The following is a 16,287-nucleotide window of genomic DNA, read 5'->3' as shown; positions in this document are numbered from 1 at the left end:
AAAATGCACAGTTTAGAGCATAGTGTTTTAGCATTTATAAAAGAACATCAGCTTATAGAAAATGGTGAAAAACTATTAATTGCTTGTTCAGGAGGCGTTGATTCGATGGCGCTTCTTTCTTTTTTTCATCATTTTCAAAGCTACTTTCAAATTGAGCTCGTCGTAGCCCATGTCGATCATATGTTACGCGGCGAGCAATCAGCTGAGGATTGTGTATTTGTGGAACAGACGTGTAAATCCTGGGGAATCCCGTTTTACAGCTGTGCCATTCCTATTGCAGAAATTCAGCAAAAGGACGGGGGGAATATTCAGGCAATATGCCGTCAAGAGCGTTATCGTTTTTTTGAAGAGGTCATGGATGCACAACAATGCACAAAATTAGTAACGGCCCATCATGCGGATGACCAATTGGAGTCTATGTTGATGGCCTTAACGAAAGCAAGTTCATTAAATGGATTAAAAGGAATTTTGCCGATTAGAAATTTTTATGATTATACGGTAATTCGCCCATTTTTGATGGTTACAAAACATGAAATTGGGGAATATTTACATAGTAAAGATGTTTTATACCGTGAAGATCCAAGCAACGCAAAGAATGATTATACCCGCAATCGGTTTCGTCATCATGTCGTACCAATTTTAAAAGAAGAAAATCCCCTCGTGTCCCAACATGCCGTAAACATCGCACAACAACTTACAGAAGATGATTCGTATTTAATGGACCTTGCAAAAGTGCGTTTTTTTGAGCTTTTTAATAAATTTGACAAAAATTATTACAAAGTAAATGTTTCTGCATTTCAAAAAGAACCACTTGCTTTACAAAGAAGGCTCGTTTTAATACTATTAAGTTATCTTTATAACGATTCAAAAACGTTTCAAAGCTATGTACTTTGTACGACAGTTTTGGCGTTGTTTTCAACGTCTGAAGGAAGTCGTACACTTGATTTACCTGAGAATTTTATTGCCCGGCGACAATACGATGAAGTTGTATTTGAAACTAAGAAGAATAGCTTTTTGATGGAAAAACAACAAATCGTTTTGAATGAGTGGTACATGCTTGGGACGATGCGCATTTATATCGGAGAACTTGCGTTATGTGACGATGCTCTATTACAACAATATCATCCACATTTTTTCGAAGCGTCATCTGTATGGTTTCCATTATTCATAAGGTCTCCAAAACAAGGGGATCGTATTGCGCTACAAGGCATGCAGCATCAGAAAAAAGTATCTCGCATTTTCATTGATGACAAGATTCCTTTCTTAAAAAGAGCTAGTTGGCCGTTATTAGTGGATGCTAATGATGAGTTGCTCTCCATATTAGCTGTGCGCGTAAACAATAAATTTTCTAATGTAAAATCGACAAAGCATTCAATGGTGCTTCTTGTCGACAGCAATGAACGTCTTTAGAAAGTTTAATTAATTAAAGGGGGAATCTACTCATGATTCAAAATGATATTGAAAAAATTATGATTACAGAAGAACAAATCCAAGAGCGTATTAGAGAACTTGGTGCAGAGCTGACAGAGGAGTATAAAGAACTTTTCCCTTTAGCAGTAGGTGTATTAAAAGGTGCGATGCCTTTTATGACAGATTTAATGAAGCGTTTTGATTCGTATGTAGAATTGGATTTTATGGACGTTACTTCATACGGTAATGCCACAGTATCATCCGGGGAAGTAAAAATTGTCAAAGACTTAAATACTAGTGTAGAAGGTCGCGATGTGATTATTATTGAAGACATTATCGACAGTGGATTAACATTAAGCTATTTAGTTGATTTATTTAAATACCGTAAAGCAAAATCGATAAGAATTGTTACTTTACTGGATAAGCCATCTGGACGCAAAGTAAATTTAGAAGCAGATATCGTTGGCTTCGAAGTACCAGACGGATTTGTAGTTGGTTACGGTTTAGATTATGCGGAAAAATATCGTAACTTGCCATATATCGGAATTTTGAAGCGTGAAGTTTATTCATTTTAAGTGGTAGAAAAATCGATAGAATGCTGTTTTGCATTGGCATAATCGATAAAAAGAGCGGGTTTTGTCATAATTCGTTTGAACATTTAAAATTAGAGTGCTTTTCGTTGTATGAAAATTTCAACGTATGTTAAGATTTTACTTATAGTTTTTCTGTAACGTTGTGAGGAGGCTGGGGATGAATCGAATATTTCGATACACCATATTTTATTTACTAATTTTTCTCGTAATTATCGGGATTTTTGGAACATTTAATGGTGGAAAACAGACAACTGAAAATCTTGATTATCACGCATTTTTTGAGGCTTTAGAAAGTAATGAGGTTGCCTCTATTACAATACAGCCTGAGCGAGGCGTGTACAAAATCGTAGGTCAAATGAACGGTGCTGAAGAAGGCGAAACTTTCACAGTAAACGTTCTACAAAATGACCAAACTTCTGTAGATCGTATTTTGCAAATTGAAGAACAAATTGCAAACGGTGAATATCCAGGAGTGGAAATTTTAGAACAACCGCAAACTAGCGGGTTCGTAACATTCCTTACGAGCATTATTCCATTTGTTATTATCATTATTTTGTTCTTCTTCTTATTAAGCCAATCTCAAGGTGGCGGTAATAAGGTGATGAACTTTGGTAAATCAAAGGCGAAGCTTTATGATGACCAAAAGAAAAAAGTTCGCTTCAACGACGTAGCAGGTGCCGATGAAGAGAAGCAAGAGCTTGTAGAAGTAGTAGACTTCTTAAAAGATCACCGTAAATTTACTGATATTGGGGCACGTATTCCTAAAGGGATTCTACTTGTAGGTCCTCCAGGTACTGGTAAAACATTACTTGCGCGTGCGGTAGCAGGTGAAGCAGGCGTACCATTCTTCTCGATTTCAGGTTCTGACTTCGTGGAAATGTTCGTCGGTGTCGGTGCATCGCGTGTTCGTGATTTATTCGAAAACGCGAAGAAAAATGCACCATGTATCATTTTCATTGATGAGATTGATGCAGTAGGTCGTCAACGTGGTGCAGGTCTTGGTGGCGGTCACGATGAGCGTGAACAAACATTAAACCAATTATTAGTTGAAATGGATGGTTTCGGTGCAAACGAAGGGATTATCATAATCGCTGCGACAAACCGCCCAGACATCCTAGATAAAGCATTATTACGTCCTGGTCGTTTTGACCGTCAAATTACGGTTGGTCACCCAGACGTAAAAGGCCGTGAAGCAATTCTAAAAGTACATGCACGCAATAAGCCATTAGCAGATACAGTTGATTTAGCGGCCGTTGCACAGCGTACACCAGGATTCTCAGGTGCTGATCTAGAAAACTTATTAAACGAAGGTGCCCTTGTTGCAGCTCGTAAAAACAAGAAAACAATCAACATGGCAGATATTGATGAAGCATCTGACCGCGTAATCGCAGGTCCGGCAAAAGCAAGCCGCGTTTACTCTCCAAAAGAGAAAAAGCTTGTTGCATTCCATGAAGCGGGTCACGTTGTTGTTGGTTTACAATTAGACGAAGCAGATACTGTTCATAAAGTAACAATTGTTCCACGCGGTCAAGCGGGTGGTTATGCGATTATGTTACCGAAAGAAGAGCGCTTCTTTACGACAAAGCAAGAGTTGCTTGACCGTATCGCTGGACTTTTAGGTGGACGTGTTGCGGAAGAAATCGTACTTGGTGAAGTATCAACAGGTGCACATAATGACTTCCAAAAAGTAACGAGCATTGCACGTGCGATGGTAACAGAGTATGGTATGAGCAATAGTTTAGGTGCTGTTCAGTATGGCTCAAACCAAGGTGGTAATCCGTTCTTAGGACGTGATTTTGGCTCAGACCAAAACTACTCAGATACAGTAGCATATGAAATTGATAAAGAAGTTCAACGTATCGTCGATGAGCAATATGCTCGTACGAAACGTATTTTAACAGAGCGTCGTGACTTGCTTGATTTAATTGCAAATACGTTAATTAAAATTGAAACGTTAAATGCACAGCAAATTGAACATTTACGCGACCACGGTGTACTGCCTCCTGAAGAAGAGGTAGTAGAATCAGAGCCTCAAACAGAAAAAGAAGTAACGCCAACAATTGAAACGGCTGGTAATGCTTCAATTAATGATGAGGTACAAGGTGAAAAGACACCTCCAACAGTAGAAGATTTACCGAAAGATGTGTCGGACGATCGCCCACAAGGCATTGATGAAGACCGTCCAAAATAATACAAGCAAACTGACTATTTCCTAGGAAAAGGAGATAGTCAGTTTTTTCATCCCAATTTATTTATGCAACGGACAAAGGCAAAAACGGAATACTGTATAGTGGATGCCCAAATATGGTATGATTTTTTTCAGAACATGAAAAGTAGGTGTCGCTTTTGATTTTAGTGATGAATGCAGGAAACTCCAATATTACTTTAGGTATTTATCATCATGATAAACTCATACACCATTGGCGGACAGAAACAAATATACGGAAAACAGAAGATGAATATGCGATGCAATTTAAAGCATTTTTCGCTCATGAAGGCATTTCATTTGAACAAATAAAGGGGATTATTATATCCTCAGTTGTGCCACCTATAATGTTTGCGCTTGAATTAATGTGTAAAAAATATTTCCATACCCAGCCTTTAATTGTTGGACCAGGTGTAAAAACCGGCTTGAATATAAAGTATGAAAATCCACGTGAAGTTGGTGCTGACCGTATTGTCAATGCTGTTGCAGCTTTAGAGCAATATGGTGGTAGACCCTTGATTATTATAGATTTTGGAACAGCGATTACATACTGCTTTATAAATGAGCGTGGGGATTATTTGGGAGGCGCTATTGCACCCGGAATTGCGATTTCTGTAGAAGCGCTAAATGTACGGGCAGCAAAATTACCCCGCTTTGAAATTGCACGAGCATCGCAGGTTGTTGGGAAGAATACGATTGCTGCAATGCAAGCAGGTGTATTTTATGGCTTTATCGGGCAAGTAGAAGGCATTGTAAGTCGTATGAAAGCTCAAAGTAAAGAGGAGCCAATGGTAATTGCCACAGGTGGACTTGCAAAACTAATTGCCGATGAAACACAAATGATTGATATTGTCGATTCATTCCTTACTTTAAAGGGATTAGCGATTATTTATAAAAGAAATCAGTAGAAAAGAGGAATTTCAACATGAAAGACTACTTAGTAAGAGCTATTGCATTTGACGGACAGGTTCGTGCATTTGCAACAAATACAACAGAGACTGTAGGAGAAGCACAACGTCGTCACAATACATGGCCAATCGTATCTGCTGCTTTAGGTCGTTCAATGACAGCATCAGTAATGATGGGTGCAATGTTAAAAGGGGACGATAAAATTACCGTCAAAATCGAAGGGAACGGTCCAATTGGTCCAATGGTAATTGATGCAGATGCAAAAGGAGATGTGCGTGGCTTTGTTACTAATCCACATGTACATTTTGAATTAAACGATCAAGGGAAATTGGATGTACGTGCCGGTGTTGGTACGGAAGGTGCACTGACAGTCGTAAAAGATTTAGGTTTACGCGATATGTTCTCAGGCCAAACACCAATTGTTTCAGGCGAAATCGCTGAAGACTTCACATACTACTTCGCTTCATCTGAACAGGTACCTTCATCAGTAGGTTTAGGTGTATTAGTAAATCCAGATAATACAATTTTAGCTGCAGGTGGCTTTATTATTCAATTAATGCCGGGCTGTGATGAGGATACAATCGAAGAAATTGAAAAACGTTTGTCATCTATTGAGCCTGTATCAAAAATGATTGAAAAAGGCTATACACCTGAGCAGATTTTAGATGCGGTATTAGGAGAAGGAAATGTTCAAATTCTTACATCAATGCCTGTACAGTTTCAATGTCAATGTTCAAAAGAGCGTTTTGGTGCGGCAATTATCAGTCTAGGTGTCGGGGAAATTCAAGAAATGATTGACGAAGATGGTGGAGCAGAAGCACAATGTCACTTCTGTTTAGAGACATATCACTTTGACAAAAATGAACTCGAAGGCTTTGTGAATGAAATCCAATCGTAATTTACACCAAACACCAAAACCCACACCAAATAATTTACCGTACACACAACGACGCTTAAAAACGAAACCAACTTTACTTTTATTGCTTATTTTGTTAATCGGAAATCTATTTTGGCTAGTGTTATGGTTACTCCCATCGGATGATGCTCCATCATCAAAAGACGGCAGCGAAGAAATTGCTGCCGTTGATGGAGAGTCCATTACAAGCCAAAAGTGGCTATCTGAAATGGAAAAACGTTATGGAAAAGAAACATTGCAAGATTTAGTGAATGAAGCGGTGATGGAAAAGGCTGCTAAAAAATATAAAATCGATGTGAAAGACGAAGAAATAGATTTAGAAATAGCCTTATTGCGTTCAGCACAAGATTCAAATGATACAACTTTACATAGCCTCTCCCCTGAGCAACTTCGCCAAAAAGTACGTGCTCAACTCATTTTGGATAAGGTATTAACAAATGATGTTGTTGTCGAAGAGGAACAGGCAAAAAAGTATTACGACGAAAATAAGTCAATTTATAATATTCCGACGACCTATAGAACTAGTATGATTATCGTGAATTCAAAAGAGGATGCGGAGCGGGTGGAAAAGGAGCTGAAAAGTGGCTCTGATTTTGCGGTTTTAGCACGTGAGCATTCATTAGATGCTGCCTCGGCTAGTTTAGGTGGCGATATTGGCTTTATTACATCCAGTCAATCGACACTCGATGCCGCCATTCTTCAAAAAGTACAGAACCTCAAGGAAAAAGAGACATCCAAGCCTTTCGTTTTAAGTGATGGACGCTATGCGATCGCCACAGTTACAGAAAAGGTGGAAGGACAATCCTTTAGCTTTGATCAGGTGACAGGGCATGTGAAACGTCAGCTGGCATTGGAGCAACTGCCACCTTCGATTACACCGGAAACCTTCTGGAAGGAATTTAATGCTACTTGGATTTACGGGGAATCGAAAAAATAAAGTATGATATAAAATGGTTGTATTAGTATGCGCTGCTTCTAATACAACCATTTTTAAACCAATTAATAAAACCTGGCAAAATAGTCAGAAATTTTCCAAAAATCCCGAACCAAGCAATTGACAAGTAGTATAAAAAATTGTTAAGATACGATTAAGTAAAACCTATTGATTTTGTAGGGATTGAGAGAGGAATGGATAAGATGAGTAAATTAGCAAATTCGGTGGCAGATTTAGTAGGACGTACACCAATCGTAAAGTTAAATAATGCTACAGGTGAAAATGATGGAACGGTATATGTGAAATTGGAGTACTTTAACCCGGGCTCTTCAGTAAAAGACCGTTTAGCTTTAGCGATGATTGAAGCGGCTGAAAAAGATGGCTCTTTAAAGCCAGGCGGTACAATTATTGAACCAACTTCAGGTAATACAGGTATTGGTTTAGCAATGATTGCAGCAGCGAAAGGTTATAAGTCAATTTTAGTAATGCCAGAGACAATGTCTTTAGAGCGTCGTAACCTGTTACGTGCATATGGAGCTGATCTAGTATTAACACCTGGTCCAGAAGGAATGAAAGGTGCAATTGCAAAGGCGGAGGAACTTTCTAAATCAGAAGGTTATTTCTTACCGCAGCAGTTCAAAAATGAAGCAAACGCAGAAATTCACCGTTTAACTACAGGTCCTGAAATTGCAGAAGCATTTGAGCAAGATGGCTTAAAGCTGGATGCCTTTGTCGCTGGTGTTGGTACTGGTGGTACAATTACGGGTGCAGGCGAAGTATTGAAAAATAAATTCCCAGATATCGAAATTATTGCTGTTGAGCCTAAAGATTCACCAGTTCTTTCAGGTGGTAACCCTGGACCACATAAAATTCAAGGTATTGGTGCAGGTTTCGTTCCGGACGTATTAAATACAGAAATATATGATTCTGTATTCCCGGTAGAAAATGAAATTGCATTTGAAAATGCACGTAAAGTAGCGCGTGAAGAAGGTATTTTAGCGGGTATTTCTTCAGGTGCAGCTATTTATGCAGCGATTGAAACAGCCAAACGTCTAGGTAAAGGGAAAAATGTATTAGCAATCATCCCATCAAATGGTGAGCGTTATTTATCAACTCCTTTATATCAGTTTGAAGACTAATTAATTTATCAAGTCATTCTCCAAAGCTATTTTATGGGCTAACACTCGTAAAATAGCTTTTTCTTAGTCTATTCTAAGATAAAATTGGATTTTTAGAGTGTTTTCGAGTTTAATTAAGGAAAAGAATAAAGCGGGTGTAAATAGATGCAACAACTAGAATTCCATACATTTCAAATGACTAAAGATGAATTTTTTTATAGTTTCCAAGAGCAGTCAATGGTCGAAAAGCAACGTGTATTTTTAGAAAGTGGACGTGGTGGGCATTATTCGATTGCAGCATGGCATCCAGTTGCTAGTGCTAAATCTGTAGAACAAGGGCTTGAACTGACTTGGGCAAATGGAGATGTTGAGCTGAAAAAAGGGGAAGCACTAGCCGAATTAGAACAAGTCATTTCCGAATACAAGCTTGAAGCGAATCCGCAATTGCCCGATTTCCAGGGAGGGGCAATTGGGTTTATTTCTTATGACTACGCACGTACGATTGAAGTGCTTCCACTTGAAGCAGAGGATGATCTACACGTTCCAAATCTATATTTTTACTTATTTGATCATTGGGCTGTGCATAACGTAAAAACAAATGTAGTGACCCTTATGAAGTTTTCTGCATGCGAAGTAGATTTACTGACATGGCAGACAGAGTGGCTGGAAAAAGCCGTAGTTGGATTGGAGAAACGTCATTTCAATCAGGAAACAGCGAAAAATATTCAGCAAGATGAAATGGAATTACAAGTTTCATTTAAGGGAAAAGCTTTTGAAGCAGCCGTACGTAAAATTCAGCATTATATTGGTCAGGGTGACGTATTCCAAGTGAATTTGTCTGTGCGTCAGGCAAAAAAACTTTCAGCGGCTCCGATTACGATGTATGAGGCGGTTCGCTCATTTAACCCTTCTCCGTATATGGCGTATATTGAAAGTGAGCATTTCGCGGTTGTAAGTGGCTCGCCGGAATTGCTTGTGAAGCGTAAAGGCAATGAACTATCAACGAGACCAATTGCAGGGACGCGTCCACGTGGGGAATCGGAAGAACAGGATTTGGCACTTGCCAACGAATTGATTCATCATGAAAAAGAACGTGCCGAACATGTCATGCTTGTCGATTTGGAACGCAATGATCTAGGTCGGGTAAGCAAGTATGGAACGGTGGAAGTCAATGAATTTATGGTTATTGAGCATTACTCCCATGTAATGCATATTGTGTCGAATGTACGTGGAGAAATTGCTGAGGGGAAAACTAATGCAGATGTCATTCGTGCAATGTTCCCTGGTGGTACGATAACGGGTGCACCTAAAATTCGAACGATGGAAATTATTGAAGAGCTTGAGCCTGTTCGCCGTGGTCTTTATACAGGATCTATTGGCTGGATTGGATACACGGGTGATTTAGAATTAAATATTGTAATTCGAACAGCCTATATACAGGATGGGATTGTATACATACAAGCGGGAGCGGGAATTGTGATCGATTCGATTCCAGAAAACGAATTTATTGAATCGATGAATAAAGCAAAGGCAATGTGGCAAGCAAAGGCAATGGCAGAAGAGGTGAGCAAATGATTTTAATGATTGATAACTATGATTCATTTACGTATAACTTAGTGCAATATTTTGGTGAGTTCGGTCATGAGTTAGTAGTAAAGCGTAATGATGACATAACGATAGAGGAAATTGAAGCGCTTCAGCCGATGATGGTAGTTATATCACCAGGACCATGTACACCAAATGAAGCTGGACAAAGCCTTCGTATTATTGAACATTTTGCTGGAAAGCTTCCGATTTTAGGAGTGTGCTTAGGTCATCAAGCGATTGCCCAGGTTTTTGGTGGAGATGTCGTACGGGCAGAGCGGTTGATGCACGGAAAAACATCGCCTGTACTTCATAAAGGGATCGGTCTACATAGAAAAAACGCAAATCCATTTCCTGCGACACGCTATCATTCATTAATTGTTGAGCCGACCACTTTACCGGACTGTTTGGAAGTGACAGCTTGGACCGAAGAAGGCGAAATAATGGGTCTTCGTCATAAAACGTATCCAATTGAAGGGGTTCAATATCATCCGGAATCGATAATGACTGAAGATGGTAAGCAACTATTACGGACATTTATCGAAACATATTGTTAGGAGGAATAGGGATCAATGCTTTGTTGGATGAATGGGCAGTATATTGATGAGCAAGAGTTGAAAATTTCCCCTTTTGATCACGGGTTTTTGTATGGACTTGGATTTTTCGAGACGTTTCGTACATATGAGGGAAAGGCTGTATACTTACACGAACATTTCAATCGCTTACTGGAAGCATTAAAAGAATACCGTATTCATTTTCCGTATACTATTCAAGATATAGAGGAAGTTATTGAAAAGCTCAATGCACAGGACGGTGAAGAAGGGTATTTTCGTTTAAATGTATCAGCAGGAGTACACCCGATTGGCCTTGCTCCGTCCGAATATACGGAGCCGACAATTATTCTGTTCCGCAAAGAATTGCCTAAATTGGTGCGCGGGACGGAAAAAGAGGCAGTGTGGCTGAAAACTGCGCGTAATTCCCCCGAACAACAAACACGCTATAAAAGTCATCATTACGGCAATAATGTCCGTGCACGTCTTGAATTGTCCAGTTTAGCCAACCAAGAAGGCTTTTTTACCGATAAAAATGGGGTAGTGGCAGAAGGCATTACATCGAATATTTTCTGGATCAAAGATGATATACTGTATACGCCTTCAACGAAGTTGGGTATTTTGCCAGGCATTACACGAGCTATTGTTATTCGTCTTGCTAAAGAGCTCGGGATTCATGTAAGGGAAGGCAGTTTTATGATATGGGAATTAGAGCAGGCCGACGAATGTTTTGTTACGACGGCCGTGCAGGAGCTTGTACCGATTTCGCATATTGGAAAGATTTGTTTTGCTGGAAGTGAAGGTAGACTATATAAAAAGCTTCATACGGCTTATTTACAAAAAATTGTTATGCACCTAGGAGAAAGTCATGTTAGAAAATTATAAAACACTTACACTAAATGGAATTGAATTGGATTTTACTAAAGAAACATTTGTAATGGGTATTTTAAATGTGACACCAGATTCTTTTTCGGATGGTGGGAAGTTTAATTCAGTTGAAAAAGCAGTTGCACAAGCGAAAAAGATGGTAGCGGATGGGGCGAAAATAATTGATGTTGGTGGGGAATCCACACGTCCCGGCTATACGCGGATTTCCGATGAAGAGGAAATTGCACGTGTTGTACCAGTAATTCAGGCGCTTTTAAAAGAAGTGCAAGCGATTATTTCAATTGATACGTATAAATCAAACGTTGCACGTGCTGCAATTGAAGCAGGTGCCCATATCATTAATGATATTTGGGGAGCAAAAGCAGACCCGGAAATGGCGAAAGTGGCGGCAGAGCTAAATGTCCCGATTATTTTAATGCATAACCGGAAAAATAGTCAGTATGATAACTTCTTCGCAGATTATATGTCAGATATGCTAGAAAGTATTGAAATTGCCAAAGAGGCCGGTGTTCGCGACGAACATATTTTTCTTGATCCTGGTATAGGGTTTGTGAAAAGCTTAAGTGAAAGTATCGAGACGATGCAGCGTTTAGATGAACTTGTTGCATTGGGCTATCCTGTATTGCTTGCGACATCCCGAAAGCGAATGATTGGATCGGTCTTGGGTTTACCGGTCGATGAGCGTGTAGAAGGAACAGCTGCAACTTGTGCATTCGGTGTACAAAAGGGCTGTCATATTATGCGTGTGCATGATGTAAAAGAAGTGGCGCGGACTGTGAAAATGATGGATGCGCTTGTTGGGAAGTTTGAAGTACAAGGTGAATTAGCACCGAGACATTAAGGAGATTGTAATGGATTATATTCATTTAAGAGAAATGCAGTTTTTTGGTTATCATGGTGTGTTACCGGAAGAAAATGTATTAGGTCAACGCTTTCGTGCAAATGTATCGCTTGCTGTTGATATAAAGCGTGCCGGTGAAACAGATGAGCTGGATGACACTGTAAGCTATGTAGGAGTTTATGATATATGTAAAGAAGTAATGGAAGGCAAGCCGTATAAATTAATTGAGGCGGTTGCCGAAACGATTGCTACACGCATTTTAACACAATACGAAGGGCAAGTTTTCGGTTGCCGTGTGGAAGTGATTAAGCCTGATCCTCCCATTCCGGGTCATTATAAAGAAGTCGCTGTGGAAATTGTGCGAGGACAATTTATATGACAACAGCCTTTTTATCCATAGGAACAAATATCGGGGAACGTGAGCAAAACCTGCAAGACGCAATAAAGCTGCTCCTTTCAAATAAGGAAATAACAGTTACAGCCATTTCTTCGATCTACGAGACAGCAGCGGTCGGATTTACGGAACAGGCGGATTTTTTAAATATTGCGGTTGCCGTTGAAACAAGCCTAAATGCTTTTGAGCTACTTACACAATGTCAAAAGATCGAAAATGATTTAGGGCGTGTACGCGAATTCCGATGGGGTCCGCGAATTATTGATCTTGATATTTTGTTATACAATAACGAAAAATATGAAACGGAAAACTTAATTGTTCCACACCCACGCATGTTCGAGCGTGCGTTTGTATTAGTGCCGCTTGAAGAGATAATGACGCAAAAATGTGGTATGCTAGTATCTGTGCAAAAAGCACTACTAGCACTCGACATAGAGAAAGAGGGCGTCAAGCTGTGGAAGAAAATCGCTACGGTCGAAGAATTCGTGCCTTTCGAAAGCTAAAACGTATTCAGCAAACCGAATTTGCAAAACAGATTGGTATGTCTGTTACGATTTTGGGTCGTATTGAACGAGGCGAAAAACTTCCCTCTGAAGAACAGTTCCAAAAAATCGCGGATGTATTACAAATAGATATTCAAGAATTAAAAGGTGAGTAACCTAGTGTGGAGGGAACAAAAGGTGTCAAACATTGACCAAAAACCTTTCCAAATTGGTGATATTATAATGGACAACCGAGTTGTTCTTGCCCCGATGGCAGGGATTTGTAACTCGGCTTTCCGTTTAACAGTGAAAGAGTTTGGTGCAGGTTTAGTATATGCGGAAATGATTAGTGACAAAGCGTTAAATATTCGCAATAAAAAAACGTTGGATATGCTTTATATTGATGAACGAGAAAATCCGATGACCCTACAAATTTTCGGTGGAGACAAAGAAAATTTAGTAGAAGCGGCAAAATTTGTGGATAAAAATACAACGGCGGATATTATCGACATTAATATGGGCTGTCCTGTTAATAAAATTATTAAATGCGAAGCTGGCGCGAAATGGCTGCTGGATCCGAATAAAATTTACGAGATGGTTTCGGCTGTAGTAGATGCAGTTGATAAGCCGGTTTCAGTAAAAATGCGTATCGGTTGGGATGATGAGCGTGTATTTGCTGTAGAAAATGCACAAGCAGCAGAACGTGCAGGTGCAGCGGCGATTGCAATGCATGGACGGACTCGTGTTCAAATGTATGAAGGTAAAGCGAACTGGGACGTCTTGGCAGAAGTGAAGAAAAATATTAGCATCCCGTTCATTGCTAACGGGGACGTGGAAACACCTGAGGATGCAAAACGGATTCTGGAACATACGAAGGCAGATGCAGTCATGATTGGGCGCGCGGCATTAGGAAATCCATGGATGATGTACCAAACGGTGAAATATTTAGAATCAGGCGAACTAATGCCTGAGCCGTCTGTGCGAGAGAAAATGGATGTGTGTTTGCTGCACTTTGAACGACTTAAAGCGTTAAAAGGTGAAAAAGTTGCCGTTCGTGAAATGCGAAAACATGCTTCGTGGTATTTAAAAGGAATTCGGGGTAACGGAAAAATCCGTAACGCCATTAATTTAGCAGAGACGGAGCAAGAGTTACGCACACTTCTTAATGGTGTCGTAGAAGAATACGATGAAGACGAAATTGTGCTAGCTTAAGCGAGGAAAGACCGAAAAATTTTAAATTGGGAAGGCTGTGTTAAAAGGGGAATAACTTTTTAACACAGCCTTTCTTTCTATAAATGTGAGCTAAGTAGGCCGTTCCTGTAGCAAGTGACTTGTCTTGGAATGAGTGTCCGTTATCCGCATTTTATAAAAATGGGTATTCACTTAACAGAATTATTAAACATTTCTAATTAAATCGAAACAGGTGAATCACATTACGAAATACGGTACAATAGAAACATTATGGACTATTGTGCCGTTTTGGAGCGCAAAAATATTAAGGAGTGAAATATACGTGTCAAATATCGAAGAATTAAACGACCAACTTTTGGTGAGACGCCAGAAGATGACTGATATTCGCGAAAACGGTATGGACCCATTCGGTAGCCGTTTTGAGCGCACACATTTATCAAATGAAGTAGTTGCAGAGAACGACCAATTTGATAAAGAACAATTAGAAGAAAATCCTCGTGAAGTTATAGTTGCAGGACGTATCATGACGAAGCGCGGTAAAGGTAAAGCAGGTTTTGCGCATATCCAAGACTTAGCCGGCCAGATCCAAATTTATGTACGTAAAGATGCAATCGGTGAAGAAGCTTACGAGTTATTCAACAAAGCAGACCTTGGTGATATTGTAGGGGTAAAAGGAAACGTATTCCGCACACAAGTTGGAGAGCTATCTGTTAAAGCAACAGAATTCACTTTCTTAACAAAAGCATTACGCCCATTACCGGATAAATTCCATGGTTTAACGGACGTAGAGCAACGTTACCGTCAACGCTATGTAGACTTAATGACGAACGAAGAATCAAAGGCAACTTTTATCTTACGTTCTAAAATTATCCGTGCAATCCGTAACTACTTAGATAACAACGGTTACTTAGAAGTAGAAACACCAATGTTGCACACAATTGCTGGTGGGGCAGCGGCTCGTCCGTTCATTACACACCACAATGCATTAGATATGGAACTTTATATGCGTATTGCAATCGAATTACATTTAAAACGTTTAATCGTTGGTGGTTTGGAAAAAGTGTATGAAATCGGTCGTGTATTCCGTAACGAAGGAATTTCAACTCGTCACAATCCTGAATTTACAATGATTGAATTATATGAAGCGTATGCAGATTACAATGATATTATGGACTTAACAGAAAACCTTATCGCCAACGTAGCCAAGGAAGTTCTAGGTTCTACTTCTGTACAATATGGGGAAGATACAATAGAGCTCGGTGTTGGCTGGAAACGTGTTCATATGGTAGATGCGGTTAAAGAAGCAACAGGTGTAGATTTCTGGGCTCCAATGACTGTAGAAGAGGCACGCAAACATGCTGCTGAACACGGTGTAGAAATTAAAGATTCACACGAAGTAGGGCATATTATTAATGAATTCTTCGAGCAAAAAATCGAAGAAACATTAGTTCAACCAACATTCGTTACAGGTCATCCAGTGGAAATTTCTCCGTTAGCGAAGAAAAACCCTGAAGATCCACGCTTTACAGATCGCTTTGAGTTATTCATCGTTCGTCGTGAACATGCAAATGCCTTCACGGAATTGAACGATCCAATTGATCAACGTGAGCGTTTCGAAGCCCAAATGGCAGAAAAAGAAGCTGGTAATGATGAAGCGCACGAAATGGATAACGATTTCATTGAAGCGTTAGAATTCGGTATGCCGCCAACTGGTGGTTTAGGTATAGGTATCGACCGTTTAGTTATGTTATTAACAAACTCTCCATCTATCCGTGATGTACTATTATTCCCAACAATGCGCCACACAACGAAATAACCTTTTTACGAGTCATGCAATATAATTTGCATGGCTCTTTACTTCTATATAAGTAGAAACAGAAGCTACATCTCTTTTATTGAATAGGGAGAGAACAGAATGAGTGTATTGTGGTACCTTGTTTATTTAACAAATACGAAACATAAGAATTAAATAAAAAAACTATTGCAATATAGTTTTTAAGGTGATATATTATTACTTGTCGCTGAAACGCGTCGAACACTTTTTAAAAAAACTCTTTACTTCTTAACTTTAGAGTGGTAAAGTATAAAAGTTGCCGATTTGGAAGATTAAATGTTCATTAAAACTTTTTAAAAAAAGTTGTTGACATTTAAAATGAACGTTGGTAAGATATAAGAGTTGTCATAACGACGATGAAATGAACCTTGAAAACTGAACAAGCAACGTTAATGAAACAAGCTTCTTAAATGAAGCAAACAATAGATTTTAACTT

Annotated in this window: 16 protein-coding genes; all 16 read left to right on the top strand. The window is 39.4% G+C overall.

All coding sequences use genetic code 11. The features are described 5' to 3' along the window. Positions 1-3: 3 nt before the first annotated feature. On the top strand, positions 4-1,410 hold the full coding sequence (gene tilS / locus H9632_RS17325) for a tRNA lysidine(34) synthetase TilS (protein WP_191705319.1): 1,407 nt from the start codon (positions 4-6) through the stop codon (positions 1,408-1,410). Between the two features lie 32 nt (positions 1,411-1,442). Further along, complete coding sequence (gene hpt / locus H9632_RS17320) at positions 1,443-1,985, top strand: hypoxanthine phosphoribosyltransferase (protein WP_191705318.1); 543 nt, start codon at positions 1,443-1,445, stop codon at positions 1,983-1,985. A 175-nt stretch (positions 1,986-2,160) separates the two neighbouring features. Continuing rightward, positions 2,161-4,194, top strand: a complete 2,034-nt coding sequence (gene ftsH / locus H9632_RS17315) for an ATP-dependent zinc metalloprotease FtsH (protein ID WP_191705317.1) — start codon at positions 2,161-2,163, stop codon at positions 4,192-4,194. A gap of 155 nt (positions 4,195-4,349) precedes the next feature. Then, positions 4,350-5,117: a type III pantothenate kinase gene (locus tag H9632_RS17310; RefSeq protein ID WP_191705316.1), complete on the top strand. Its 768-nt coding sequence runs from the start codon at positions 4,350-4,352 to the stop codon at positions 5,115-5,117. 17 nt (positions 5,118-5,134) lie between these two features. Then, positions 5,135-6,016 (top strand): Hsp33 family molecular chaperone HslO, encoded by an 882-nt coding sequence (gene hslO, locus H9632_RS17305; protein ID WP_191705315.1) that lies wholly within the window; start codon positions 5,135-5,137, stop codon positions 6,014-6,016. After that, positions 6,000-6,971, top strand: coding sequence for a peptidyl-prolyl cis-trans isomerase (locus tag H9632_RS17300; protein WP_191705314.1), 972 nt, complete (start codon positions 6,000-6,002; stop codon positions 6,969-6,971). The genes hslO and H9632_RS17300 overlap by 17 nt, the downstream gene beginning before the upstream one ends. 200 nt (positions 6,972-7,171) lie before the next feature. Then, positions 7,172-8,107: a cysteine synthase A gene (cysK, locus tag H9632_RS17295; RefSeq protein ID WP_191705313.1), complete on the top strand. Its 936-nt coding sequence runs from the start codon at positions 7,172-7,174 to the stop codon at positions 8,105-8,107. 144 nt (positions 8,108-8,251) lie between these two features. Beyond that, positions 8,252-9,661 carry an anthranilate synthase component I family protein gene (locus tag H9632_RS17290; RefSeq protein WP_191705312.1) on the top strand — a complete coding sequence of 470 codons (1,410 nt, stop codon included), beginning with the start codon at positions 8,252-8,254 and terminating at the stop codon, positions 9,659-9,661. Further along, positions 9,658-10,227 carry an aminodeoxychorismate/anthranilate synthase component II gene (gene pabA / locus H9632_RS17285; RefSeq protein ID WP_191705311.1) on the top strand — a complete coding sequence of 190 codons (570 nt, stop codon included), beginning with the start codon at positions 9,658-9,660 and terminating at the stop codon, positions 10,225-10,227. The genes H9632_RS17290 and pabA overlap by 4 nt, the downstream gene beginning before the upstream one ends. 15 nt (positions 10,228-10,242) lie before the next feature. Beyond that, positions 10,243-11,106: an aminodeoxychorismate lyase gene (gene pabC / locus H9632_RS17280; RefSeq protein ID WP_191705310.1), complete on the top strand. Its 864-nt coding sequence runs from the start codon at positions 10,243-10,245 to the stop codon at positions 11,104-11,106. Then, positions 11,090-11,950 carry a dihydropteroate synthase gene (gene folP, locus H9632_RS17275; RefSeq protein ID WP_191705309.1) on the top strand — a complete coding sequence of 287 codons (861 nt, stop codon included), beginning with the start codon at positions 11,090-11,092 and terminating at the stop codon, positions 11,948-11,950. Before pabC ends, folP begins: the two co-directional genes overlap by 17 nt. A 10-nt stretch (positions 11,951-11,960) precedes the next feature. Then, on the top strand, positions 11,961-12,329 hold the full coding sequence (gene folB, locus H9632_RS17270) for a dihydroneopterin aldolase (RefSeq protein ID WP_191705308.1): 369 nt from the start codon (positions 11,961-11,963) through the stop codon (positions 12,327-12,329). Continuing rightward, positions 12,326-12,847: a 2-amino-4-hydroxy-6-hydroxymethyldihydropteridine diphosphokinase gene (gene folK, locus H9632_RS17265; RefSeq protein WP_191705307.1), complete on the top strand. Its 522-nt coding sequence runs from the start codon at positions 12,326-12,328 to the stop codon at positions 12,845-12,847. The genes folB and folK overlap by 4 nt, the downstream gene beginning before the upstream one ends. After that, the gene (locus H9632_RS17260) at positions 12,799-13,002 is read left to right on the top strand and encodes a helix-turn-helix domain-containing protein (protein ID WP_191705306.1); all 204 of its coding nucleotides are present in this window, start codon (positions 12,799-12,801) and stop codon (positions 13,000-13,002) included. The genes folK and H9632_RS17260 overlap by 49 nt, the downstream gene beginning before the upstream one ends. Positions 13,003-13,024: 22 nt before the next feature. Beyond that, positions 13,025-14,038: a tRNA dihydrouridine synthase DusB gene (dusB, locus tag H9632_RS17255; protein ID WP_191705305.1), complete on the top strand. Its 1,014-nt coding sequence runs from the start codon at positions 13,025-13,027 to the stop codon at positions 14,036-14,038. A 301-nt stretch (positions 14,039-14,339) separates the two neighbouring features. Beyond that, positions 14,340-15,833 carry a lysine--tRNA ligase gene (lysS, locus tag H9632_RS17250; RefSeq protein ID WP_191705304.1) on the top strand — a complete coding sequence of 498 codons (1,494 nt, stop codon included), beginning with the start codon at positions 14,340-14,342 and terminating at the stop codon, positions 15,831-15,833. The last annotated feature ends 454 nt before the right edge of the window (positions 15,834-16,287 follow it).

This window comes from Solibacillus merdavium, assembly GCF_014836935.1.
GTDB classification, from domain to species: Bacteria; Bacillota; Bacilli; order Bacillales_A; family Planococcaceae; genus Solibacillus; species Solibacillus ferritrahens.
This window is presented reverse-complemented; position numbering and strand designations above follow the sequence as displayed.

Coding starts and splice junctions, on each gene's coding strand:
- tilS (WP_191705319.1), top strand. CDS start 4: ATGCACAGTTTAGAGCATAGTGTTTTAGCATTTATAAAAGAACATCAG.
- hpt (WP_191705318.1), top strand. CDS start 1,443: ATGATTCAAAATGATATTGAAAAAATTATGATTACAGAAGAACAAATC.
- ftsH (WP_191705317.1), top strand. CDS start 2,161: ATGAATCGAATATTTCGATACACCATATTTTATTTACTAATTTTTCTC.
- hslO (WP_191705315.1), top strand. CDS start 5,135: ATGAAAGACTACTTAGTAAGAGCTATTGCATTTGACGGACAGGTTCGT.
- H9632_RS17300 (WP_191705314.1), top strand. CDS start 6,000: ATGAAATCCAATCGTAATTTACACCAAACACCAAAACCCACACCAAAT.
- cysK (WP_191705313.1), top strand. CDS start 7,172: ATGAGTAAATTAGCAAATTCGGTGGCAGATTTAGTAGGACGTACACCA.
- H9632_RS17290 (WP_191705312.1), top strand. CDS start 8,252: ATGCAACAACTAGAATTCCATACATTTCAAATGACTAAAGATGAATTT.
- pabA (WP_191705311.1), top strand. CDS start 9,658: ATGATTTTAATGATTGATAACTATGATTCATTTACGTATAACTTAGTG.
- pabC (WP_191705310.1), top strand. CDS start 10,243: ATGCTTTGTTGGATGAATGGGCAGTATATTGATGAGCAAGAGTTGAAA.
- folP (WP_191705309.1), top strand. CDS start 11,090: ATGTTAGAAAATTATAAAACACTTACACTAAATGGAATTGAATTGGAT.
- folB (WP_191705308.1), top strand. CDS start 11,961: ATGGATTATATTCATTTAAGAGAAATGCAGTTTTTTGGTTATCATGGT.
- folK (WP_191705307.1), top strand. CDS start 12,326: ATGACAACAGCCTTTTTATCCATAGGAACAAATATCGGGGAACGTGAG.